This is a genomic window from Lachnoanaerobaculum orale, assembly GCF_003862485.1.
In the GTDB taxonomy this organism is placed as follows: Bacteria; Bacillota; Clostridia; order Lachnospirales; family Lachnospiraceae; genus Lachnoanaerobaculum; species Lachnoanaerobaculum orale.
On sequence record NZ_RRCM01000001.1, the window covers coordinates 81,041 to 105,880 of the forward strand.

A 24,840-nucleotide genomic window follows, 5' to 3' on the forward strand; every position below is an offset into this window, starting at 1 on the left:
TGAACTGTTAGGACAAGTTTGTAAGATAAATCTTACAAAACAGATGTATCAGACAGATTGGGTCATCTATCTATAGTTTTAATCCGATAGCTTCATTTACATAGTCTGTAATGAAGTTTTCAGATCTTCCGGTACCATGTCTGTCCGGTATATCAATAAAGAGTGGGATATGTGATTCCATCTTATATTTGTTGACAAGCTCGGGATAGTCCTTAGAAAACTTTTCTGTAAGAAGAACTATGCCGATTTCTTTGCTGTTAACAACAAAATTGAGGGCATCAGTAAGTTCATTTTTTTCATGAACCACCACTCCTTCCACTCCTGCAAGTCTCATACCTGTAAGAGTATCTACATTATCGCTAATAAGGTACATTTTCATAAGATTGCCTATTATAAACGACCTAAGATCATGAATGCAACTACAAGTCCGTAAAGACAAACACCCTCTGCAAGACCTACGAAGATAAGTGACTTACCAAGGATAGAACCGTCTTCACTGATAGCACCAAGTGCTGCAGATGCTGCTGCAGATACGGCGATACCGCCACCGATACAAGCAAGACCTACTGAAAGTGCTGCTGAAAGATATCCAAGACCTGCTGCGCCTGAAGCTGCTGTCTCACCTGCCGCATAAGCGTTACCTGAGAAGAACAATACGCCGGCAATTGCCATAACACCGAAGAACATAACGATATTTCCTGCAAGGGCTTTTTTATAACGGCCTTTTGTCTTCTCGCCGATCATAAATGCTATGAAAGGAACTGCAATACTTAAAATAAGAGCTGCTGAAAGAGTTACTTTTGCTAATGTGTTCATTTTTTTTCTCCTAAATAAAAACTATATATTTATATGACGAAAGTCATATGGTTAATAAATTGATTTGTTACTATGCGTAAGGCTTAAATGCCCTACCGCCTCCGGTATAGAATCTGGAGAATAACTCATAATACTCCAGACGAAGTACCTGTATACCTACAATCAAACCTTCCATACCCATGACGAAGATGTTTCCGAGAACAACACCTATCCAGTTGATGTTTCCGCTCTCGGCACCCGAAAGCATAAGAACAACTTCCATCATAGCGGCATGGCTGACTGCGAAAGCACCTACCCTGACGAATGACAGTGAGTTTGAGAAGTAGCTTAAAAGTACTTCAAAAAGCTCAAAGAATCCCTGTAATACAAACATTCCGGCTCCGCCTTCAAGGTGAACCTTTCTTCTTTCAACTATTTCGGCCAAAGGCTCTTTTAAGAAGATAAGAATTAAAGGTATTACAAACATTATGATAAGTACTATAGATGCAGGCAACGGATTTCCCGTCATAAAAAGCACCATGGTGGCAAGTGCAGATGCATAGAACACAAGTCCCGCAACGCCGTTTGTATCAAACAGTGCCTCACCGGGTTTTTTGAATCTGAGCTTTGTCAATATACTTATAATCATCATAAGTATAATGATAAGCATACCAAGAGTTATAGTTACAACGAAAACGGTATTAAGGTTTCCGATAACAGGAAGTGCGGTCATTGCCTTTGCCGGTCTTAACCAAAGCGGTTGTATAACATCTTCAAAACCGAAGATTGAACCGAACAGGAATCCGAATATTGTGGAGAAGAATCCACATCTTGCAATGATACCTGCAAGCCTTATTTTCTTAGTGTAATACAAAATGCTGCCCAAAATCAAAAGTACAAGACCTTGTCCGACATCTCCGAACATAAAGCCGAACAATATGGAATATGTGATACCTACAAGAATTGTAGGGTCAAACTCCTTATAATTCGGAAGCCCGTACATCTCAACAAACATCTCAAAAGGTTTAAAGAGTGCATTATTTTTCAGCTTAATAGGCGGAGTGCTGAGAACCTTTGACAAATCCTTTTCTGAAAGACAGAAAGTTTCAGGTTCATTCTCCAATTCCTTTGAAAGCTTTGTGGCATCCTTTTCGGTTAACCAACCGCATATAATGTAAAAGACTTTCTTATCCGCTCTGTTTCCTCTTGTAGCTGCCGCATACTTTCTTACATCAAACACTTTATTGAATTTGTAAAGTACTTGATTTGCAAGTAAAAAGTCGTCTTTTCTGTCTTCAAGAGTCTTTATAATCTTGTTGTCAACGGATGTGATTTCCATCTTTATTGACTGAATCTTTTCCTCAAGATGTGTACTGGCCGCAGCAGGTGTACCTTCATATCCTTCAGGTAAGAAAAATCTTTCAAAATGCATAGAAGAGTAGATGGCATCTATTTGATCCGATATGGTATCAGGTACAAAATATACACCCCATACTCTGTCATCAATTTCTCTGGCCTTGTAGAAGATGGTATCGACACTGTCATATACAAAGGTCATGAATTTCTCATAGTATTCTTTCGGCATAGAACCGAATCTGAAGTTCACATACTTAAAATGAAGAATTTTTTCGGTGTCATAATCAAGTCCGATAAAGTATTGAACATTTTTCAACTTTTCTTCATATTTTGAAAGCTCCGCTTCAAGATCGCTCTTTTTTTGTGAGAAGGCGTTAACCTTATCAGAAAGAGTATTTGTCAATGCCTCAGCCTCTTCGATGCTCATTTGACGATTTGTTTTGAAATCAGTATCCTTAAGATACTCTTTAAGTTCTTGTGAGCTGTTCAGAGCATTTTTATAAGGATTGGTATCAGTAAACGGATGTAATTCCTTGACATCCTTAAGTTCAGACAGAGCGTTCTCCAGCTGAAAATCATATTTGCTGATATAAGTTTCAATAATTCTGTCAATGTCGTCTTTCGGGCCTGTGATATTCAAGAATTTCATTCTTTCAATCATGCGAAAGACCTCCTTGTCTCAAGTTTTAGAATCGTAGTGATAATATCTTCTGCCGGCAGTGCATACCTGATAGACTCTATTATCTTTGTGACTCTGCTTATTTCCAGTTCCCTGGCGTACAGATAATAGCTAAGTGTGGCTAAAGAATACGGATCCCTTTTCTTGTTTTGAGTGTATAAATACTCAAGTGACGACATGAAAATCTCTTCCAGTCCCGGTTTGTTTTTGAACAACCTGGCTTCGAGTTTTCCGTAGTAGGTCTTTTCAAAAATCTCAAAGAACGCTGTTACATCTTCAGATTCCGCCATCTGCTTTATCTCATCCACACTGAGTTTGGAATAGTGCGGGATAAGTGTAGCATAAAGATCTGCACTCTTTACATTGTAGTACTTCTTTGTCCTATATATCCATTGCATATTTAGGAAGTCACATCTTGTACCGAGGATTGACAGCACATCTTTGCTTTCAGTACCTTTAAGTTCCTTTGCCGCGAATTTGAAGCATATATCAAAGTAATAAGTATCAAGTGCAAGACCGTACTCAAATATAGTATGTCCGCCCTTTGAATATACTTCATTCAAGCAGTTGTAATATTCGGTATTTTTCAGTGTCTCAATGAACTGTGGGATATCATTGGCTGCCAACAAATCATCAATATTAAAATCCATATGAGCACCGATATGCTTTGCATAGAATTTTAAGTTCAATGATTTGGGTCTGTTACTGAGAATATCTCGCAGTATACGCTTTAATACATACATTTCATTGTACATAGACACCAAATTCAGGTATTTTCTGGGTGTACCTGAAGTGAACTTATACAGTCCCATGAACTCTTCCAAACTACTAAGCATCAAAATCTGCTCGATATCCTCACGGTGTAATGTAGAAACATCTACATTTTTGAATGCGTCTTTGTAGTATTTATACTTCATCAGCTCATTCATAGCGGAAGATATACTGTCACATTCACACAGTGATTTGAAACCGTCAATGCTTATCAAATCGCCTGACATTGCACGAATCTTTGTAGTAAGGGAAGCGTATTTAAATAAATTTCCCATGGCTACTCCTTAATCATTTCTGAAAATAGTGTATCCACATATTTATCATGGTTAGTGTCATACATGTCTTGCAAATCCCTAAAGGCTTTTTCAGATTGCTGCTTAAGTTCCAGTATCTTCTTTTCTTTTGCAACATTCATAGATTCCTGTAATGCGGCAATTCGAGACTTCGTCTTGGCATCAAGATCTTGCTTCCAAAGCTCTTTTTTGGCGTTCATTTCAGCAGCAATTTCCTTTTTCTTAAGAATCGCGTCATCAATATAGCTTTGCGACGAGTCTTCGATTTCGGAAAGTCTGCTTATTATATCATCCATAAAACCTCCTTAGTAAATTGTATTATGTGATATACCATGTAAGGCAAACCACTTTAAATATATTTCCGACTATTTTTGCATTGCATATAATAGGTAGAAATACATTTGTCGAAAACAATAATATACCTTTTTAAGAAAAAGTAAAGGGAAAGATTAAATAAAATTGATAAAAAAAATATAAAGCCAACGGGTTAAGCAGTTTTCGGCCTGTGATGTATGGTACAGACACACATAAGTACACACCATACGAACAGATACTTGAAATAAAATATGGTTTATTGTATAATTATCAAGGAAGTAGGCAATATTTAGCGAAGATGCTTGCCTACTATTTTGTTGTATACGCACATATTTTATGCGGCTTTTAATATATATATATGTATGCATAAAATATCGGCAAAATACTTTAATAACTCAAAACGATAAAGAAATAAGAAAAGGAGAGGATATTGTGTTAAAGTATATTATCAAGAGGTTGATATTTGGTCTTGTTACCATATTTATTGTATCGACCTTGACATTTTTCCTGATGCAGCAAGTTCCGGGAGGACCGTTTGCTGCAGACAAATCAATTTCAAAAGCGGCTCAAAAAGCTTTGGAGGTTAAATACGGCCTTGACAAGCCGATTACGGTACAGTATGTAAATTATTTTAAAAATGCTTTGCATGGTGACTTCGGAATCAGTATCAAACAAAGAGGAAGGGATGTAGCTCAGATAATATCCTCAAAATTCCCTGTTTCAGCCAGAGTGGGAGGTATATCAATTATACTTTCACTTCTGATAGGAGTTCCTCTAGGTTCTATTGCGGCGCTTAATCGAGGTAAGATACTTGACAGGCTCATCATTATATTTGCCACATTGGGCATTGCGGTACCGAGCTTTGTTATCTGTACAATTCTTATGTACATACTTGGCGTTAAGCTTGAACTTTTGCCGACATACGGTCTGACATCACCGCTTCATTATATAATGCCTGTTATGGCACTGTCTTTTTATCCTACAGCATATATTGCAAGACAGATGAGATCTTCAATGCTTGATGTACTCGGACAGGATTATATGAGAACTGCCAGAGCAAAGGGACTTTCAGAGAATGTTATTTTGTTCAAGCACGCACTCAGAAATGCAATTCTGCCTATTGTTACATATATGGGACCTTTGGTAGCATATACACTTGTAGGAAGCTTTGTAGTGGAGAAGATATTTACAATCCCCGGACTCGGAGGTGAATTTGTAAGTTCGGTTATAAATCAGGACTACACCGTTATCATGGGAACTACAATATTCCTTGCAGCACTTATCATAGTGATGAATGTTCTGGTCGATATTGCATACACCATAATAGATCCGAGAATCAAACTTAAGTAAAGCCTATAAGAAAGGAGAAGGTTGTCACATAGCTTGTGATTTACCTATATAAAATGAGCAAACACATTATTTCAGGGCATTTAAACTTATCGCCCGATGATCTTTTGCCCGCAAGCAAAGAAGAAAAAGAAAGTCTGATAGTGATGCGTCAAAGTGTCAGCTTCTGGCAGGACGGTTTCAGAAGACTTTTAAAGAATAAAGTTGCACTTGCATCTTTGACGGTATTCATTATTATATTGATACTCGCATTCATAGTTCCGATATTCTATCCGTATAACTATGCTACACAGATTCAAGGCAGTGAGAGACTTTTGCCTATGCAGTACTCGGCATCAGAACTAACAAGGATATCTGCAGGAGAGCATATATTCCCACATATACTCGGTACGGACAGTCTTGGAAGAGACTACGCCATAAGAGTAATGATGGGTGCCAGAATTTCACTTATAGTAGGACTTTTGGCATCACTTATAGTACTTGTTATAGGATCTATATACGGTTCAATAGCCGCATTTTCAGGCGGTTGGGTAGATCTTATAATGATGAGAATTGTAGATATTATATATACCGTTCCTGATATTCTACTTATTATATTGCTTACATTCGCACTTAAAAAACCTATGAAGCTTTTGGCAAATGCTCCGGGCTTCGGTTGGATAAATGTACTCGGTATCAACCTTATCAGTATATTCGTAGTGTTCGCATTGCTTTACTGGGTAGGTATGGCAAGAATTGTCCGTGGACAGATACTTGTTTTAAAGGAACAGGAATATGTTACAGCTGCCAGAGCGTTGGGCGCAAAGAGCGGCTCCATTATCAGAAAGCACCTGCTTACAAATACTATCGGCACACTTATAGTTACTACAACATTGCAGATACCTTCAGCCATATTTACCGAGAGCTATCTTTCATTCCTCGGACTCGGTGTTGCGGTACCTATGCCTTCACTCGGTTCACTTGCATCAGATGCCATTACAGGATTGCAATCATATCCTTATCTTTTGTTTGCACCTGCACTGCTTATAAGTTTGATAATACTCAGTCTGAACCTTTTGGGTGACGGACTTCGTGATGCATTTGACCCTAAGTTAAAGAATTAAGGAGAGATATATGAAACATTTAGTAGATATAGAACATGAAAGACTCTCCTTCTTTACACCTGCAGGAGAGGTAAAAGCGCTTGATGACGTTTCCTTCTATGTAAATGAGGGAGAAGTACTCGGAATAGTAGGAGAGTCCGGTTCCGGAAAGAGTGTTACAAGTTATTCGCTTATGGGACTTATAGCAAATCCCGGAAAGATTATAGGCGGCGACCTCTATTTCAACGGATATCACATCAATGATATGAGTGAAAAGGAAATGAGGAAAATCCGCGGAAATGAAGTTTCAATCATTTTCCAGGACCCTATGACCAGTTTGAATCCGGTATATACTATCGGTAACCAGATAATGGAGGTTATACTCCTACACACAAATAAGTCAAAGACCGAAGCAAAAGAAAGAGCAAAAGAGCTGCTTACACTTGTAGGAATCAATGAGCCTGAAAAGAGACTTAAGCAGTATCCTCATGAGCTTTCAGGAGGTATGAGACAGAGAGTTATGATCGCTATGGCACTTGCCTGTGAGCCGAAGCTTTTGATTGCGGACGAGCCGACCACAGCACTTGACGTTACAATTCAGGCACAGATTATAGAGCTTATGATGGACCTTAAGAATAAGCTCGGTATGGCAATCATTATGATTACACATGACCTCGGTGTTGTTGCAAGTATATGTGACAGAATAGCAGTTATGTATGCGGGTAAGATAGTGGAGAGCGGTCTTACAGACGATATCTTCTACAATCCTAAGCATGAGTATACAAAGGGACTTTTAAAGAGTATCCCTAAGATGTATGAGGCCGACTATGAAAGACTTGTACCTATCGAGGGTTCACCTGTAGATATGCTTAATCCGCCGAAGGGCTGCCCGTTTGCTTCAAGATGTGACTCATGTATGAAGATATGTTTAAGAGAGATGCCGCCTGTTAAGAATTTCAGTGATATACATTATTCACAGTGCTGGCTTAATGAAATAGAAGAAGATACAAACAGTGAGGGAGGAGCAGCATGTCTGAAAAAATAATCAAGGTTGAACATTTGCAACAATTCTTCCCTGCCGGAGGCTTCGGTAAGAATAAAAAATATGTAAGAGCTGTAGACGATGTTTCTTTCTACATTGAAAAGGGAGAGACATTGGGACTGGTAGGAGAGTCCGGCTGCGGAAAGACTACCACAGGAAGATCACTGCTCAGACTCTATGAGCCTACAGACGGTAGAATTATCTATAACGACAAGGTACTTTTTGACAGCGGAAAGGTGCCGCTTGTAGATGATAACGGAAACGATATCATTGAAAACGGTGTACCTAAGCTTGGAAAAAAGACCGCTGTAAATATGTCGGAGTACAGAAAGAAACTACAGATAGTATTCCAGGATCCTTACGCTTCGCTTGACCCGAGAATGACTGTAGGCGATATAATAGGAGAGGCGATAGATATAAACAAGATAGCATCTTCAAAAAAGGACAGACAGGACAGGATAATAGAAGTTTTAAGAACTGTAGGTCTTAACTCCGAGCACGCCAACAGATATCCACACGAGTTCTCCGGAGGTCAAAGACAGAGAGTCGGTATTGCAAGAGCACTTGTAGTTAACCCTGATTTTATAGTAGCCGATGAGCCGGTATCCGCACTTGACGTTTCCATACAGGCACAGGTTGTAAATATGTTTGAGGATTTGCAAAAGGAGAGAGGACTTACATATCTGTTTATTGCACATGACCTTTCTATTGTAAACCATATCAGTAACAGAATCGGTGTTATGTACCTTGGAAAGATGGTGGAACTGGCAGAGTCGGGAGAGATTATATTCAGACCTCTTCATCCTTATACAAAGAGCCTTATTTCAGCAATACCTGTTGCAGATCCTAAGGTGGCCAGAGAGAGGTCAAGAATAGTACTTGAGGGAGAGGTTCCTTCACCACTTAATCCTCCAAGCGGATGCCATTTCAGAACCAGATGTAAGTATGCCACAGAGCAGTGCGCTATGGAAGTTCCGAAGTGGAGAGAGATGGATAAGGGACATTTTGTGGCCTGCCACAATATTGAAAAGATTAACTAGATATTATAACCGTGTGGTTTTAATAAAGAATATTTAGGAGGATTTATGAAAAAACAATTGATTTTGGTGACATTGGTTATGACCGGTGCACTGGCACTTACAGCCTGCGGAGGCTCAAAGTCGGCAAAGAACGCAAACGGTAAGGTTCTTACTATCGAGATGGGACCTGACGTGGAGACAATTGACCCTGCACTCAATACCACAAATGACGGTTCAAACTACATCACTTATCTTTTTGACAACCTGCTCAGAGTCGATAAGGACGGCAAGATAGCTCCAAGTATGGCTGAAAAGTATGAAGTAAGCGATGACGGACTTACATGGACATTCCATTTAAGAGACGGACTTAAGTGGTCCGACGGTTCGGATTTTACAGCGGGCGACTTTGTATACAGCTGGCAGAGAATGGTTGATCCTGAGGTTGCCGCACCGTATGCAGAGACTGTACTCGGAATGGTGGACGGTTACGAGGATGCTATCGGTAATCCTGATGCAAACGGTAACACTACAACAACTCCTGATGTAACAAAGCTTAAGGTGGAAGCTCCGGACGATAAGACTTTTGTCGTACATATGGCAAAGCCTACCCCATACTTTGATAAGCTCGCAACATTTGCAGCTCTTTCACCTGTAAAGAAAGATGTTGTAGAGTCAAATCCTGACGGATGGACACTTGACCCTAAGACATATATTTCTACAGGTCCTTTCAAGCTTAAAGAGTGGAAAGCCGGAAGCTATTTATTGCTTGAGAAAAATGAGAATTACTGGAATAAGGATGCCGTTAAGCTTGACGGTATCAAATGCTTGCTTATGCAGGATCAGAATGCGGCATTCAGTGCGTATGAGTCAGGAGATGCTTTGATGATTAAGGATATTCCTACTCAGGAGATCACCACATTGCAGAAGAGACCTGACTATCATATAGATCCGCAGCTTGGAACATACTTTATCGATTTGAACAACACCTTGGACGAGTTCAAGGATCCGAAGGTTCGTCAGGCGCTTTCACTTGCACTTGACAGAAAGTATATTTCAGAGACTATCACAGCAGGTACATATACTCCTGCAAAGGGATTCATTCCGCAAGGTGTATCGGATTGGGACGGAAGTTCATGGTATGATCATCTTACAGACCCTTCAGTATATATAAATGTTGACGATTATCAGGCAAATCTTGCAAAGGCAAAAGAGCTTTTGGCAGAGGCCGGACATCCTAACGGCGAAGGTCTTCCTACATTGACATATTCAACAAACGATTCGGCTTATCATAAGAAGATTGCCGAGTATTTACAGCAGGCTTGGGGTGAACTCGGACTTAAAATTGATGTAAATATAGTTGAGTGGAAGTCATTTACACCGCAGAGAAGATCGGGAAATTATCAGATTGCAAGAGACGGATGGGTAATGGATTATGACGATCCTTCAAATATCCTTAATCTTACAGCAACAGGAAACGGAAATAACAGTTCAAAGTATTCAAACCCTGAGTATGACGCACTGCTTGAGAAGGCAGCTTCAGAGAAAGATCAGAAGACAAGATTTGATTATTTCCATCAGGCTGAAGAGATGCTTATGAGAGATATGGGTGTAACACCGCTTCTTTACTACAATGAGATGTATCTTCAGAGTGACAAGATAAAAGACAGCTATCATACAACTGACGGTATCTATCACTTTGAATATGCGGATATAGCAGAATAAAAATATTATTAGAATTGAGGAGAGTTTATGAGAAAACGAATAATTTTGGCTACATTGGCACTTGCAGGTGCTATGGCACTTTCAGGATGCGGCGGTTCCAAGTCGGCAAGTAAGAACGGAAAGATTCTTACTGTTGAAGAGGGACCGGATGTAGAGACAATTGACCCGGCACTGAATCAGTCAGCTGACGGTGCAAACTATATCACAATGATATCCGACAACTTGCTTAGAATTGACAAGGACGGTAAGATAGCACCGAGCATGGCTGAAAAGTATGAAGTAAGCGATGACGGACTTACATGGACATTCCATCTGAGAGACGGACTTAAGTGGTCTGACGGTTCGGATTTTACATCTAACGACTTTGTATACAGCTGGCAGAGAATGGTTGACCCTGAGGTTGCAGCACCATATGCAGAGACTATGCTCGGAATGGTAGAGGGATATAAGGACGCTATCGGTAACCCTGATGCAAACGGTAATACTACAACAACTCCTGACAGAACAAAGCTTAAGGTAGAGGCTCCTGATGACAAGACTCTTGTAGTGCATATGTCTCATCCGACACCTTATTTTGACAGACTTGCCACATTTGCGGCTCTTTCACCTGTAAAGAAGGATGTTGTAGAGGCAAATCCTGACGGTTGGAGTCTTGATCCTAAGACATATGTATCTACAGGTCCTTTCAAGCTTACAGAGTGGAAGCAGGGAAGTCATATATTGGTTACAAAGAATGAGTACTACTGGAACAAGGATGCAGTTAAGCTTGACGGTATCAAATGCCTCCTTATGCAGGATCAGAATGCGGCTTTCAGCGCATATGAGTCGGGAGATGCCTTAATGATTAAGGATTATCCTGTACAGGAAGTAACAACAATGCAGAAGAGACCTGATTATAAGTCAAGTCCTAAGCTTGGAATATCATATATAGATGTGAACAATGATTTGGATGAGTTTAAAGATCCTAAGGTGAGAGAGGCGCTTTCACTTGCACTTGACAGAAAGTATATGGCGGATACCATTACTGCAGGCATAAATTCACCTGCAAAAGGCTTTATCCCTGACGGCGTAGTGGATTGGGACGGAAGCGCATGGGCTGACAATATCACAGATAAGTCTGTATACTACGATAATGACAATTTCGATGCAAATCTTGCAAAGGCTAAGGAGCTTTTGAAGGAGGCAGGACATGAGAACGGTGCAGGTCTTCCTACAATGTCATACACAACCAACGATGCAGGTTTCAATAAGAAGGTTGCAGAGTACTTACAGCAGGCATGGAAAGAGCTTGGAATAAATGTTGAAGTAAATATCGTTGAGTGGAAGTCATTTATACCTCAGAGAAGATCAGGAAACTATCAGATTGCAAGAGACGGATGGGTAATGGATTACAATGATCCTTCAAATCTTCTTGAGTGTGCATACAGTACAAACGGAAACAACAGTTCAAGATACAAAAATCCTGAGTATGATGCACTTCTTGACAAGGCTGCAAATGAGACAGATGCCAAGACAAGATTCGGATATTTCCATCAGGCTGAGGAGCTTCTTTTAAAGGATGCAGGAGTTATTCCGCTAATGTATCAGAATGAGACATATCTTCAGAAAGATAATATAAAAGACAGCTTCTATACATCAGACGGTATTTGGCACTTTGAGTATGCGGATATCGCAGAATAATATTATATTTTAGAGTCGGAAACTTACTTCCGGCTCTTTTTATATAAAAATATCTGATGCGGTAACGGCTGCTTACATAAATATTCATCAAATTATTTAGGTATAGACAAACCGAAGTTAACATGGTATAATTATGCATACAAGTGAATAAACTTAAAGATTTATAAAAATTGTACACATTACTTTATACAAATATTATAATATTTAAGTTTGTATACTATTTCATTAAGTCGGAGGAGGAATGATGAAAAAAAGATTTATTGTTGCAGCATTGGCAATAGCAGGTGCAATGGCCCTTTCAGGGTGTGGCGGCGCAAAGTCGGGAAATGATTCGGCTGCTGACAGTAAGAGCGTACAAAGTGACGGTGCAAAAACAGGTAAGAAAATACTTACAGTTCAGCTTGGACCGGATGTAGAGACGATTGACCCTGCGCTTAATTCGGCGGTTGACGGAGCAAACTATATATTATTTGCATTTGACAACCTTTTAAAGATGGACAAAGACGGAAAGGTGGTACCGGGACTTGCCGAGAAGTATGAAGTAAGTGACGACCAGCTTACATGGACATTCCACTTAAGAGACGGATTAAAGTGGTCTGACGGTTCAGCTCTTACAGCTAATGATTTTGTATACAGCTGGCAGAGAGTGGTTGATCCGAATGTTGCCGCACCATATGCACAGACAGTGCTTGGCATGGTGGAAGGTTATGATGATGCTGTCGGAAAACCTGACGCTGACGGTAATACCACAGTAACCCCTGATCCTACAAAGCTTAAAGTTGAAGCTCCGGATGACAAGACATTGGTTGTACATATGGCAAAGCCTACACCTTATTTTGATAAGCTTGCCGCATTTGCTACACTCTCACCTGTAAAGAAGGAAGTCGTAGAGGCAAACCCTGACGGTTGGAGTATCGACCCTAAGACATATGTTTCATCAGGTCCTTTTAAACTTACAGAGTGGAAACCGGGAAGCTATCTGATGTTTGAGAAGAATGAGAACTATTGGGATGCCGACTCTATAAAGCTTGACGGTATCAAATGTCTTCTTATGCAGGATCAGAATGCGGCTTTCAGCGCATATGAGTCAGGTGATGCTTTAATGATAAAGGATATTCCTACACAGGAGATAGATTCATTAAAGAGCAGACCGGATTATCATATAGATCCTATACTCGGAACATATTACCTTGATTTAAACAATACCTTAGATGAGTTTAAGGATTCAAGAGTAAGAGAGGCGCTTTCACTTGCTCTTGACAGAAAGTATATTTCAGAGACAATTACATCAGGCACATATACACCTGCAAGCGGATTTGTAAGTGAGGGTGTAACAGACTGGAACGGTACTGCTTGGCAGGACAATATAACAGATAAGTCCGCTTATATAAATATTGATGACCATGCGGCAAACCTTGCAAAGGCTAAGGAGCTTTTGAAGGAGGCAGGACATGAAAACGGTGCAGGTCTTCCTGATATAGTATATTCAACAAACGATCAGGCTTACCACAAAAAGATTGCCGAGTATTTACAGCAGGCATGGGGCGAACTTGGACTTAAGGTTGATGTAAATATAGTTGAGTGGAAGTCATTCACACCGCAAAGAAGAGCAGGTAACTATCAGGTGGCAAGAGACGGATGGGTAATGGATTACAACGATCCTTCAAATATCCTTGAGCTTGCATTAACAGGAAACGGAAACAACAATTCCAAGTACAGCAATCCTGAATTCGATGCTCTGATGGGCAAGGCGGCTACAGAGAAAGATCCGCAGACAAGATTCGGATACTTACATCAGGCTGAGGACGTTATAATGAAGGATACGGCTATGGTTCCGCTTCTTTATTACAATGATTTCTACCTTCAGAGTGATAAGATAACAGGCAGCTGGCATTCACCTGACGGCTTCTGGCACTTTGAATATGCCGATTTGGCTCAGTAATAAAATATAATAATAAATTCGGGCAGAGACTTCATAGATTGAGGTCTCTGCTTTTTATATTGACTTTTTCGCTACAAAAAATTAAAATTATAGCGAAAGGGTTGAAAATATGGGTGAAAGAAATATTCTAGATAGGTTACTTGAAGTACAGAACGGTTATATTAGATTGGTTGATGCACAAAATGAAGGAGTATCAAAGCATTCTGTTTTGGATTATGTCCGTAAGAATGAAATGGAAAAGATTGCTCCGGGTATATACATTTCACCTTATGCATGGGAAGACAGATTGTATTCGATTCAGCTAAGGAATAGAAAAATTATTTTCTCCCATGAAACAGCTTTGTATATTCATAATCTTTCCGATAGAGAGCCTTTTTCACCGGTAATTACTGTTGGCCGAGGATATAATGCAAAACATCTAAAAGATAACGGCATTGTAGTACATACGGTAAGACAAGAATGGTTAGAGCTGGGCTTGACAAAGGCACAGACTTTTACAGGTAATACTGTAAGAATCTACGACAAAGAACGTTGTATATGTGATATTATAAAGAATAAAAAAAGAATGGATATTCAAGTATTCCAAAAGGCTTTGACATCTTATTTTTCAGATAGTGAAAAAAATATTCATAATCTCATGGAATATGCAGGTATTATGGGGGTTTCAGATAAGGTGAGACAATATACAGAGGTATTGTTATGATGAAAAGTGCTACAGCTGTAAAGGCAAAGATAAAAAATAAAGCAGGTGGTGACAGTGACAAATCACAGATAATGTTAAGAATATATTTGATGGAGCGACTTCTGGAGAGAGTTTCTTTGTCACAATACAGAGACAATTTTGTGTTGAAAGGTGGGCTTTTAGTATCTTCGATGGTAGGTGTGGATATGCGTTCAACTATGGATGTAGATACTACAGTAAAATCACTTCCTTTAAATAAGAGGTCAGCACAGAAGATTTTGGAAGAAATAATAGCAGTTAAACTAGAGGACGGAGTTGCTTTTCGTATAACCAAGGTACAGGATATTATGGAAGGTCACGAGTATGAAGGTATTCGTTTTATGATAGAATGTACGATGGATAAGTTAAAACAGACCATTAAGGTTGATATCTCAACAGGTGATGAGATTACGCCGAGGGCGGTAGCATATAAGTTACCACTTATTATTGAGGATAGATCAATTAATCTTTGGGCGTATAATTTGGAGACACTTCTTGCAGAAAAACTTGAAACCATCATGGTAAGGGCGGAGGCTAATACGAGAATGAGAGATTTCTATGATATACATGTTTTGCTTGAGCAAGATGTAGTGACTATTGATAGAGGTACAATGAAATCTGCATTTTATGCTACATGTAAGAGACGAGAGTCTACTGAGCAGATTGTGACGATAGATGATGTTATCAATAAGATTGCTGATGACGAAGTGATGAAGCAGCAATGGAAGAATTATCAAAAAACCAATTATTATGTAGGTGCATTAGAATGGGAGGATGTAATAGAAAGCACGAGAACATTAAAAATAATGGTTGAGTAAAAAATAACGATATTGTAGATTGTTCCTGAAAATGAGATATTTTTTATATAGTTCTGTCTTTGATAGTTTTGAAATATAAAATACACTTCAAACCCTGTGTTTTAGCGGTTTTGAAGTGTATTTGCATTTCGTTTTGAAACTATAAAAATAGTATTTTATATTAACGGGTAGTAAGTTTTTTGCCAATTGCAAGTTTATTTATTGTTTCTATACCGGTATTACATCCACATTAAATTCTTGCAATTGTAGATTTTGAAACATGAATTATTTCAGTAAGTTGTCTTTGAGGCAGTCCGGTACTTGCAACATTGAGAGAGCTTTCTAAAATAGTTTTTTCATTCAGGTATCCGTTTTTGAAGTCATTGTTTTTTAGCTCATCATTTAAATAATCATCAAATTTAACATTAGCCATCATTACTCTCCTTAAATTCTTTTTTAAGCATATCTGAATGATAGCATATATAGGTCAGAACTACAAATTTAAAGGTATAGTTAAAGAACTATAATATATGTGTTAAAAATACAAATAAGAAGCCGTCTGAAATGTATCCGGCATCTACAATACATATATTAGTGGAAGAAATAAAAAATAAAGTAGAAAGCCCGGAATAATTTACTTTTTCGCTACTAAAATTCAAAATAATAGCGAAAAGGGCTGATAATATGAATAATAAAATATCCTTACCGGCATTGTAGATTATGTCTGCTTTGCAGGTATTTTTGCATTGAGATACACAAAAACTGATTGACAACTTGTCAGTTAAAGTATATCATATAACTGAGCGGAGGTATAAAATGAGAGATGTGAAAGAACCTGAAATACGGCGTGCCGAGATTATGGATGCTGCAATGATACTCTTCATGGAGAAGGGGTATACCAATACAACAACTCAGGATATAGTCGATAAAGTAAATATATCAAGAGGATTATTATATTATCATTTCAAAAATAAGGAGGATATTTTATATTGTCTTGTAGAAAGATATTCAGAGAGATTGTTGAAAGATATTTACAGTATCGTCTATGATGAAGATAAAACTGCTATAGAAAAAATCAGGTCTTTTATAGATATCACAATTATATCTTCACAAAATATTACTGCAGAGGATACGGTACTGCAAAAAACAGTTGAACTTAAAGAAAATCAATATATGATAGACAATTTATCCCATAAGCTGGTTGAAAAGCTTACAGTATATTTTGAAAAAATTATAAATCAAGGGATAGAAGAAAATAATTTTTCTGTAAAATATCCGGCAGAAACGGCAGAGTTTCTTATGACGGCATATGTTTTTGTATCAAATAACATGAGCATAAAATGTTCAAAAAAAGAACCTGTCAATAATTACTTAAATGCATTTAAGACAATGCTTGAACAAAGCCTAAATGCGAAAAGTCTCTTTAGAGATTGATTTTTATATACATAAAAAATCGACAGCTGATAATATGCTGTCGATTATTTAAAAGAACAACTGACAATTTGTCAATAAAGGAGAATTATGTTGGAGATAAAGAATTTCAGTAAATTTTATGGAGAAAAAAAGGTAGTCGATAACCTGTCAATTTCTGTACAGTCCGGAGATATTTATGGTTTTATAGGGGCAAACGGAGCCGGAAAAACCACAACAATAAAAGCGGTAGTCGGCATTCATGACTTTGAAGGTGGAAGTATAACCGTTGGCGGGCATTCAATTAAATCACAACCTGTGATTTGTAAAAAAATGATGGCATATATTCCGGATAATCCCGACCTTTATGAACATTTGACAGGGTTTCAGTATATAAATTTTATTGCTGACTTGTTTGAAGTTTCTAATGAAATACGTAAAGAAAGAATTCAAAAGTACAGTGATTTATTTGAGATGACAAAGTATCTTTCAGGATTGATATCTTCGTATTCACATGGTATGAAACAACGAACGGCAATTATTTCAGCACTGGTACATGATCCGAAGTTGTTTATTTTGGATGAACCTTTCGTTGGACTCGATCCGAAGGCGGCTTTTTGTTTGAAGAGTATAATGCATGAATGTGTGTCAAACGGTGGAGCTGTTTTCTTTTCAACACATGTATTGGAAGTTGCAGAAAAATTATGTAATAAGATTGCAATTATAAAAAGCGGGAAGTTAATAGCAAGCGGTAATATAGGAGATGTAAAAGGAGATAAATCCTTGGAAGCTTTTTTTATGGAGGTAGAGGATAATGAAAGAATTGTGGATACTTATTAGAGTGCAAATATATAATTTCTTTCCGATAAACGAAATCAGATATTCGAAAAATAGTAAAAGCTCCGGTAGTATTACAAGCTTTGGAATAGCGGTGCTTTTTGTATTTTCATTTATATATAATATCATGACAGCAAAAACGCTGGTGCAGGTAGGGCAGCAGGAATTGATACCTGCATATATGTCGGCGGTATCAAGTTTTGCTATATTATTTTTGACAATATTTTATTCTAACGGGATTTTGTTTGGCAGCCGTGATATGGAAGCACTCTTATCTTTGCCTGTGAAAAACTCAGATATCATAAGCAGTAAATTCATGTTTATGTATTTATTGAACTTTTTTATAGGTTTGATGTTTATGCTTCCCGGAGGAATTGTTTGGGTAGGGAGTGAAAGCTTAGGGTCGGAAGAAATTATCCTGTTTTTTCTGTCTATATTCTTTGTACCGTTGATACCTATGTGCATAGCGGCATGTATGGGAATAATTATCGTTGTTGCCTCATCCTTTTTTAAAAGAAAAAATATTGTTGCTCTGATTTTTTCATTTGCAATGATAGTCGCAATAGGATATATTGCAGTAAAAGCAATGGGTAATGAAAACAATATCGGTATTACACTTGCCAAGCAAATCACAGGACTGTATCCGATATCTAAGCTTTTTATGCAATATTATAATTTCCCTATGTACATTGGAGAAGGATTTTTTATTTTTCTTTCAACAGCAGTTTTTTATATATTTATAAAAATTGTTTCGGTGAAGTATAGACTGCTTAATACTCTTGCGAAAAGAACACCCGGATATGTCGACAACAAAGAAACATATAATAGAAAATCGTTATTTGTTGCCCTATATAAAAAAGAACTGGGTCGATTTTTAAACTCTTATATGGAGATGTTGAATGCAGGGTTTGGAGTGATACTTTTATGTGTTTTCAGTATATTTTTGTTGTTTAATCCTGTGGAACAAATTGGAGGGTATATGGGAATTGAAAATATAAATGAATATTTTTCAAATCTGTCTCCGCTTTTTATTGCAGCTATGCTTACTATCAGTTGTCCGGCAGCTTCAGCCATATCTTTAGAAGGAAAAAATATTTGGATTTTACAAAGTTCTCCTGCCAAGGTAAAGACTATATTAAATTCAAAGATAGCACTGAATCTTACACTCCATATGATAGGATATATAATTTCAGTATTTGTATTCATATTAAAACTTGATATGAACTTTATTCAAATACTTAACCTGATTATTGTTCCTATATGCTATTCGCTTTTTATAACAGTGACGGGAGTTGCCTTAAATAAAAAATACCCCAACTATAATTGTAAAAGTGAAATGATAGTAGTAAAGCAGAGTATGCCTGTTATTTTATCCGGGCTTATAGGTATGGTTGCACTCATTATTCCGATTTTTCTTTATTTAGTTTTAAAGCTTATGATAACATATGCCCTGCAAGCGACATCGATTGTTTTAACTATTGTTACGATTGTGGTTTATAGAAAGGTTAGCCACTCAAAGTATATTTTTTCTATACTCTGAAGGCGAAAATCCTTTTACCTTATGAAAAAGTCTGCTAAAGTATAGCGGATTATCATATCCGACAATTCTTGAGATTTCGGATATGGAATATTTTGTGGTTTCAAGAAGCAATTGTGCATTGGATATTCTGGCTGAAACAATAAATTGCATAGGTGTAGTGCCTGAATATTTTTTAAAGTTTCTGATAAACCAGCTTATACTCATTCCCCTTGATGTGGCATATTCTTCAATGCTTATTTCGCTACTATAATTATCACTGAAATATTGTGTTGCCATATCCATTTCATTATCCAGATAGATATCTGAGATTTTTCTATCCTTTTGAAGTTCCCTATGTATATAAATAAGCAGCTGTTGCATAAGTATTGTCAGAAGTTCTTCATAGTGATTCTGACAACGCTGCAATTCCGATATCATTTTCTTATATATTCTTTCATATTCCAAGGATGTACCCACAAAGAAATAATGTAGATCATCACTGATACCATATTTTCTTAAAATATTTTTTACATCACCTCCTGTGAAATGCACCCAGTACACTTCAGTTTTGTCTGTACCATAATATTCATATTTTTGAAATTCTTTCGGACGAAACAAAACCATATTTCCTGCTGTGATAACAGTTTCATTGTCCTTATTATTAAAATGAAAATGTGCCTTTCCTGCACTTATATAAATCAACTGATAGTCAAGTCTACCGCGAGGTCTATAGGTAGGAAGTTTCGGCTTGGTGAGCAGACGATAGGTGCCACAGCTTCCCACTATAAGTGGTTTAGATTTATCCTTGAAGTCTATGGCGGAATTATTCATATATCCACAATTTAAATACATATAACCTCCTAAAATAAAGTTTATATAATTGTATCATTTTGTGCATATTAAATCTATTATAGTTTATAGACAAAAGACTACAAAAATACTAAAATCAAGCTAACTTAATAAAGTACGAAATTGAAAAGTTAATATAATAGTATGATATTGTTCATACAAGGAGGTTGAAATGATTGTACCGCGTTATTATGAGGACTTGAAGGTTTTACATGAGAACACTATGCCGGCAAGAGCATATTATATTCCGGCTTCAAAGAGAATGGATAATCTTTTGGAGAATCGTGAAGCATCTGACAGAATACAGTTTTTAAACGGCATATGGAAGTTTAAATATTTTGAAAGTATCTATGATGTAAAGGAAGAATTTTTTAAGCAGGGGTTTGATGTATCGGATTATTCAGATATTAAGGTACCGGGAGTGTGGCAAAATGAGGGTTATGATCATCATCAGTATACAAATATAAAATATCCTTTTCCTTTTGATCCTCCCTATGTACCACAGGATATTCCATGTGGAGCGTATGTCTATGATTTTGAATATAAAGAGGATGAGAAAGCCAAAAAAGCATTCTTAAATTTTGAAGGTGTTGACAGCTGCTTTTATCTTTGGATAAACGGTTCATATGTGGGATACAGTCAGGTACCACATGCTACAAGTGAATTTGATATCACAGATGTAGTAAAAAACGGAAAGAATACCATTGCTGTTTTGGTAATGAAATGGTGTGACGGATCTTATTTGGAGGATCAGGATAAATTTCGCATGACCGGAATTTTCAGAGATGTATATATCTTGAAAAGACCACAGGCTTTTATAAGAGATTATAAAGTTAATACAGAGGGAGAAAAGTTAAAACTTGATATTGAACTTACAGATCCGGTAGAGGTACAAATAACCCTGGAAGATAAAGCCAAAAGTATAATAGCAAAAGGTAAAATAGAGGAAACCGGAAGTATAGAGTTTAAAGTTTTAAATCCTGTTCTTTGGAATACTGAAAATCCATATCTTTATACTTTGATACTTGAAACAGAGGCAGAGACTATTGTTGAATACGTAGGATTCAGAACCGTTGAGATTATTGATAAGGTGCTTTATTTTAATAAGCAAAAGATAAAGTTTAGAGGAGTAAACAGACATGATTCGGATCCTATAACAGGATTTACAATCAGTATTGAACAAATCATAAAAGACCTTACTTTAATGAAACAGCATAATTTCAATTCTATCAGGAGCAGTCATTATCCGAATGGACCATATTTTTATCAGCTATGTGACAAGTACGGATTTATGGTTATTGATGAGGCGGATATTGAGGCACATGGTCCTGTTATGGTTTACAGAAAAGAGGATACCGACTACAACAGATTTAAAAGATGGAATGAAAAGATAGCGGATGATCCGGCTTGGGAAGCTTCTATTCTTGACAGAGTGGAGCTTATGGTAAGAAGGGATAAGAACAGACCTTCTATCGTAATGTGGTCAATGGGAAATGAGAGTGCCTACGGTTACAATTTTGAAAAGGCACTTAAGTGGACAAAAGAGTATGATCCTTCAAGAATTACACAGTATGAGAGCGCAAGATACAGAAATTATGATGTAGTGTACAATTATGATCATCTGGATATATACAGCAGAATGTATCCTTCACTTGATGAAATCAGAGAGTATCTAAAAGATGATGCAAGCAAACCGTTCTTACTGGTAGAGTATTGTCACAGTATGGGAAACGGCCCCGGAGATTTTGAGGATTATTTTGAACTTATTCATAAGAATGATCTTATGTGCGGAGGCTTTGTATGGGAGTGGTGTGACCATGCAATATATAAGGGCACAGCAAAAAACGGTAAAGCTATGTACTACTATGGTGGAGATCATGGAGAAAAAGTACATGATTTAAATTTCTGTATGGACGGGCTTGTATATCCGGACAGAACACCACATACAGGACTACTTGAGTATAAGAATGTTTACAGACCTGCAAGGGTAGTTTCATATGATGAAGAAAGTGGAAAACTGGTGCTTCACAACTATATGGATTTTGATGATCTAAAGGACTTTATAGATGTTAATTATGAAGTGAGCTGTGACGGAATAAGTGTTGAAACCGGAAACTTAGATCTTCCTTCCATAGAGGCACATAGTGAAAAAGAGCTTGAACTTAGGATAAAGATTCCAAATAAGGGCAAAGTATTCCTCAAACTGATCTATATACTTAAAAAGGAAATGCCTTTGATTCCAAACGGATATGAACTTGGATTTGATGAGTTGAAGATTAAAAATGAAGATGGAAGAAATCAAAATACAGTGAAATGGCTGGAAAGAGAAGTTACTGTATCTGATATGGAAGTAGCAGAAGATGATACGTCGGTAATTATTAAGGGTAAGACTTTTACATATACCTATAGTAAGAAAAACGGAATGTTTGAATCATTAGTATTTGCAGGAAGGGAATATATCAACAGACCTATGGAGCTTAATATATGGAGAGCACCTACAGATAATGATATGTATGCAAAGATGGAATGGAAGAAGGCAAAGTATAATGAAGCATATGTAAGAGCTTATGAAACAGATATTATACAGTCGGAAAAGTGTGTTGAGATATCTGTAAAAACTTCTATGTCTGCTGCAAGTATTCAAAAGATATTGGATGCAGATGTTGTTTGGAAAATAGACTGTATGGGAGGAATAACATCTTCCATCAAAGTTGTAAAGGATGAAGAGTTCCCTGACTTACCAAGATTTGGAATAAGATTATTCCTTGATAAGAAGCTTGAAAATATTGCATACTTCGGTATGGGACCTTATGAGAGCTATATAGATAAACATCAGTCAACAAGTCATGGTGTATATAGAGCAAAGTTGAGCGAGATGCATGAAGATTATATAAATCCGCAGGAAAACGGTAGCCACTATGACTGTGACTATGTGGAGCTTGCAAACGGACAGTTCGGTATGGTGGCGGCAGCTAAAAAAACTTTCTCATTTAATGCCTCTATTTATACGCAGGAGGAGCTTGAGAGGGCAGCACATAATTTTGAACTTGAAGAGTCAGACAGCACAGTACTTTGTCTTGATTATGCTCTAAACGGTATAGGTTCAAACAGCTGTGGACCGGTAGTGACAGATAAGTATAGATTTGATGATATCAAGTTTGATTTTGCAATCAGTATAATACCTTTTGTCAAGTAAAAATACATGGAAAGGGGAGTTTTTATGGAAGAAAAGAAATATTTAAAGTGGTATAACAAGGTAGGATATGGTTCCGGCGATATAGCAGGAAATGTGGTCTATGCACTCTTGTCTGCATTTGTAATGATATATTTAACAGATATCATAGGACTTAATGCCGGTATAGTAGGAACATTGATTGCGATTTCAAAGATTTTTGATGGTATCAGTGATGTGTTCTTCGGTGCCATGATCGATAAGACCAAGACTAAAATGGGTAAGGCAAGGCCTTGGATGCTCTATGGATATTTTGGATGTGCCGTATGTTTGGCAGCGATATTTTGTATACCTGTGGATATGGGAAGTACCGCTCGGTATGCATGGTTTTTTATAGCATATACATTATTAAATGCAGGATTTTATACAGCCAACAATATTGCATACTCATCACTTACCGCACTTATTACAAAGAATAATTCGGAGAGAGTGCAGATGGGATCTATAAGATTTATGTTTGCATTTGGAACAAGTATGCTTATTCAGGCTGTGACAGTCGGATTTGTGGCAAAACTTGGTGGCGGTGCGGCAGCGTGGAGAACAGTTGCTATTATATATGCAATAATCGGAGTTATTTCAAATACCGTTTCAGTATTATCTGTCAGAGAACTTTCAGATGAAGAACTCTCTGAAGGGAAAAAGGATGATGAGGCACAGGAAAAGTACAATCTGATTGATGCTTTTAAAATACTTGTTCACAATAAATATTTTCTGATGATTTGTGGCGCTTACCTTTTGATGCAGCTTTATTCAGCTACACTTGGAATGGGCATTTACTTTATGAAGTATGTACTTGGAACTGACAGGTTGTTTGGAACCTTCTCATGGGCTATCAATATTCCTATGATTGTGGGGCTGCTTATAACACCGGTTCTTGTCACAAGGTTAAACGGTATGTACAAGTTAAATATAGTAGGATATGTGATAGGAACAGCAGGTCGTCTGGGAGTGGTTATAGCAGGATATATGGGAAGTATTCCGCTTATGCTTTTCTTTACAGCTGTTGCGTCATTTGGTATGAGTCCTCTTCAAGGTGATATGAATGCACTTATTGCAACAACATCAGAGTATACAAGACTTAAGACCGGTAAAAAGGTGGATGGTACGATGTATTCCTGTACATCCTTTGGAACGAAGGTAGGTGGAGGACTGGGCACTGCTATAGCCGGTTGGATGCTTGCAGCAAGCGGATATGTTCAGAATGCCGCAACTCAGTCACAGTCCTGTGTAAATATGCTTTATATTATGTACTTATGGCTTCCTATGATCTTTAATGTGTTGATAACTTTTATACTTGTAAATCTGAATGTGGAAAAGGCAAACAAGGAGCTTCAGAGTCAATAAAAAATTATAATATATGAATATACAATAGGTGGAGTTACACATTGTGACTCCACCTATTGTATTAAGTTACGGATAATTGTAGGCTCAG

Annotated in this window: 21 protein-coding genes; 14 read left to right on the forward strand and 7 right to left on the reverse strand. The window is 37.5% G+C overall.

What is annotated here, in order from left to right:
* Window positions 1-70 precede the first annotated feature (70 nt).
* From EHW90_RS00470 to EHW90_RS00490, 5 genes are all read right to left on the reverse strand, one after another.
* Window positions 71-379 carry a V-type ATP synthase subunit F gene (locus EHW90_RS00470; protein ID WP_009447033.1) on the reverse strand — a complete coding sequence of 103 codons (309 nt, stop codon included), beginning with the start codon at window positions 377-379 and terminating at the stop codon, window positions 71-73.
* Between the two features lie 11 nt (window positions 380-390).
* The gene (locus EHW90_RS00475) at window positions 391-816 is read right to left on the reverse strand and encodes an ATP synthase subunit C (RefSeq protein ID WP_009447034.1); all 426 of its coding nucleotides are present in this window, start codon (window positions 814-816) and stop codon (window positions 391-393) included.
* 70 nt (window positions 817-886) lie between these two features.
* A complete protein-coding gene (locus EHW90_RS00480) occupies window positions 887-2,812 on the reverse strand; it encodes a V-type ATP synthase subunit I (protein WP_124950360.1) in 1,926 nt (641 codons plus the stop codon).
* Window positions 2,809-3,876: a V-type ATPase subunit gene (locus tag EHW90_RS00485; protein WP_124950362.1), complete on the reverse strand. Its 1,068-nt coding sequence runs from the start codon at window positions 3,874-3,876 to the stop codon at window positions 2,809-2,811. Before EHW90_RS00485 ends, EHW90_RS00480 begins: the two co-directional genes overlap by 4 nt.
* A gap of 2 nt (window positions 3,877-3,878) precedes the next feature.
* Window positions 3,879-4,190 carry a hypothetical protein gene (locus tag EHW90_RS00490; RefSeq protein ID WP_009447038.1) on the reverse strand — a complete coding sequence of 104 codons (312 nt, stop codon included), beginning with the start codon at window positions 4,188-4,190 and terminating at the stop codon, window positions 3,879-3,881.
* Between the two features lie 451 nt (window positions 4,191-4,641).
* Between EHW90_RS00490 and EHW90_RS00495 the strand changes: the two genes are divergently transcribed.
* The 9 genes from EHW90_RS00495 (at window position 4,642) to EHW90_RS00535 (ending at window position 15,582) form a co-directional block, all read left to right on the forward strand.
* Complete coding sequence (locus EHW90_RS00495) at window positions 4,642-5,559, forward strand: ABC transporter permease (protein ID WP_040458337.1); 918 nt, start codon at window positions 4,642-4,644, stop codon at window positions 5,557-5,559.
* 53 nt (window positions 5,560-5,612) lie between these two features.
* Window positions 5,613-6,659, forward strand: a complete 1,047-nt coding sequence (locus EHW90_RS00500) for an ABC transporter permease (protein ID WP_060932063.1) — start codon at window positions 5,613-5,615, stop codon at window positions 6,657-6,659.
* Between the two features lie 10 nt (window positions 6,660-6,669).
* Window positions 6,670-7,683, forward strand: coding sequence for an ABC transporter ATP-binding protein (locus EHW90_RS00505; RefSeq protein WP_009447042.1), 1,014 nt, complete (start codon window positions 6,670-6,672; stop codon window positions 7,681-7,683).
* Window positions 7,668-8,720: an ABC transporter ATP-binding protein gene (locus tag EHW90_RS00510; RefSeq protein WP_124950364.1), complete on the forward strand. Its 1,053-nt coding sequence runs from the start codon at window positions 7,668-7,670 to the stop codon at window positions 8,718-8,720. Before EHW90_RS00505 ends, EHW90_RS00510 begins: the two co-directional genes overlap by 16 nt.
* A 45-nt stretch (window positions 8,721-8,765) precedes the next feature.
* Complete coding sequence (locus EHW90_RS00515; RefSeq protein WP_124950366.1) at window positions 8,766-10,421, forward strand: peptide ABC transporter substrate-binding protein; 1,656 nt, start codon at window positions 8,766-8,768, stop codon at window positions 10,419-10,421.
* A 27-nt stretch (window positions 10,422-10,448) separates the two neighbouring features.
* The gene (locus EHW90_RS00520; protein WP_124950368.1) at window positions 10,449-12,101 is read left to right on the forward strand and encodes a peptide ABC transporter substrate-binding protein; all 1,653 of its coding nucleotides are present in this window, start codon (window positions 10,449-10,451) and stop codon (window positions 12,099-12,101) included.
* Window positions 12,102-12,345: 244 nt separating this feature from the next.
* Window positions 12,346-14,043: a peptide ABC transporter substrate-binding protein gene (locus EHW90_RS00525; RefSeq protein ID WP_124950370.1), complete on the forward strand. Its 1,698-nt coding sequence runs from the start codon at window positions 12,346-12,348 to the stop codon at window positions 14,041-14,043.
* 109 nt (window positions 14,044-14,152) lie between these two features.
* On the forward strand, window positions 14,153-14,746 hold the full coding sequence (locus EHW90_RS00530) for a type IV toxin-antitoxin system AbiEi family antitoxin domain-containing protein (protein ID WP_124950372.1): 594 nt from the start codon (window positions 14,153-14,155) through the stop codon (window positions 14,744-14,746).
* Window positions 14,743-15,582, forward strand: coding sequence for a nucleotidyl transferase AbiEii/AbiGii toxin family protein (locus EHW90_RS00535; protein WP_124950374.1), 840 nt, complete (start codon window positions 14,743-14,745; stop codon window positions 15,580-15,582). The genes EHW90_RS00530 and EHW90_RS00535 overlap by 4 nt, the downstream gene beginning before the upstream one ends.
* 229 nt (window positions 15,583-15,811) lie before the next feature.
* Here EHW90_RS00535 and EHW90_RS00540 read toward each other — a convergent pair whose 3' ends face one another.
* On the reverse strand, window positions 15,812-15,997 hold the full coding sequence (locus tag EHW90_RS00540; RefSeq protein WP_243113874.1) for an XRE family transcriptional regulator: 186 nt from the start codon (window positions 15,995-15,997) through the stop codon (window positions 15,812-15,814).
* A gap of 380 nt (window positions 15,998-16,377) precedes the next feature.
* On the opposite strand from EHW90_RS00540, the gene EHW90_RS00545 reads away from it, so the two are divergent.
* The 3 genes from EHW90_RS00545 to EHW90_RS00555 all read left to right on the forward strand — a co-directional run bounded on the left by EHW90_RS00545 (window position 16,378) and on the right by EHW90_RS00555 (window position 19,348).
* Window positions 16,378-16,995: a TetR/AcrR family transcriptional regulator gene (locus EHW90_RS00545; protein WP_124950378.1), complete on the forward strand. Its 618-nt coding sequence runs from the start codon at window positions 16,378-16,380 to the stop codon at window positions 16,993-16,995.
* Window positions 16,996-17,082: 87 nt separating this feature from the next.
* Window positions 17,083-17,811 (forward strand): ABC transporter ATP-binding protein, encoded by a 729-nt coding sequence (locus EHW90_RS00550; protein WP_124950380.1) that lies wholly within the window; start codon window positions 17,083-17,085, stop codon window positions 17,809-17,811.
* Window positions 17,786-19,348 carry a hypothetical protein gene (locus EHW90_RS00555; protein ID WP_124950382.1) on the forward strand — a complete coding sequence of 521 codons (1,563 nt, stop codon included), beginning with the start codon at window positions 17,786-17,788 and terminating at the stop codon, window positions 19,346-19,348. Before EHW90_RS00550 ends, EHW90_RS00555 begins: the two co-directional genes overlap by 26 nt.
* On the opposite strand, the gene EHW90_RS00560 is transcribed toward EHW90_RS00555, so the two are convergent.
* A complete protein-coding gene (locus EHW90_RS00560; RefSeq protein ID WP_040458341.1) occupies window positions 19,322-20,179 on the reverse strand; it encodes a helix-turn-helix domain-containing protein in 858 nt (285 codons plus the stop codon). The genes EHW90_RS00555 and EHW90_RS00560 overlap by 27 nt on opposite strands.
* 169 nt (window positions 20,180-20,348) lie before the next feature.
* Here EHW90_RS00560 and EHW90_RS00565 point away from each other — a divergent pair, with 169 nt between their 5' ends.
* Window positions 20,349-23,372 carry a glycoside hydrolase family 2 TIM barrel-domain containing protein gene (locus tag EHW90_RS00565; RefSeq protein WP_124950384.1) on the forward strand — a complete coding sequence of 1,008 codons (3,024 nt, stop codon included), beginning with the start codon at window positions 20,349-20,351 and terminating at the stop codon, window positions 23,370-23,372.
* A 24-nt stretch (window positions 23,373-23,396) separates the two neighbouring features.
* Window positions 23,397-24,752, forward strand: coding sequence for an MFS transporter (locus tag EHW90_RS00570; RefSeq protein ID WP_124950386.1), 1,356 nt, complete (start codon window positions 23,397-23,399; stop codon window positions 24,750-24,752).
* Window positions 24,753-24,840 lie beyond the last annotated feature (88 nt).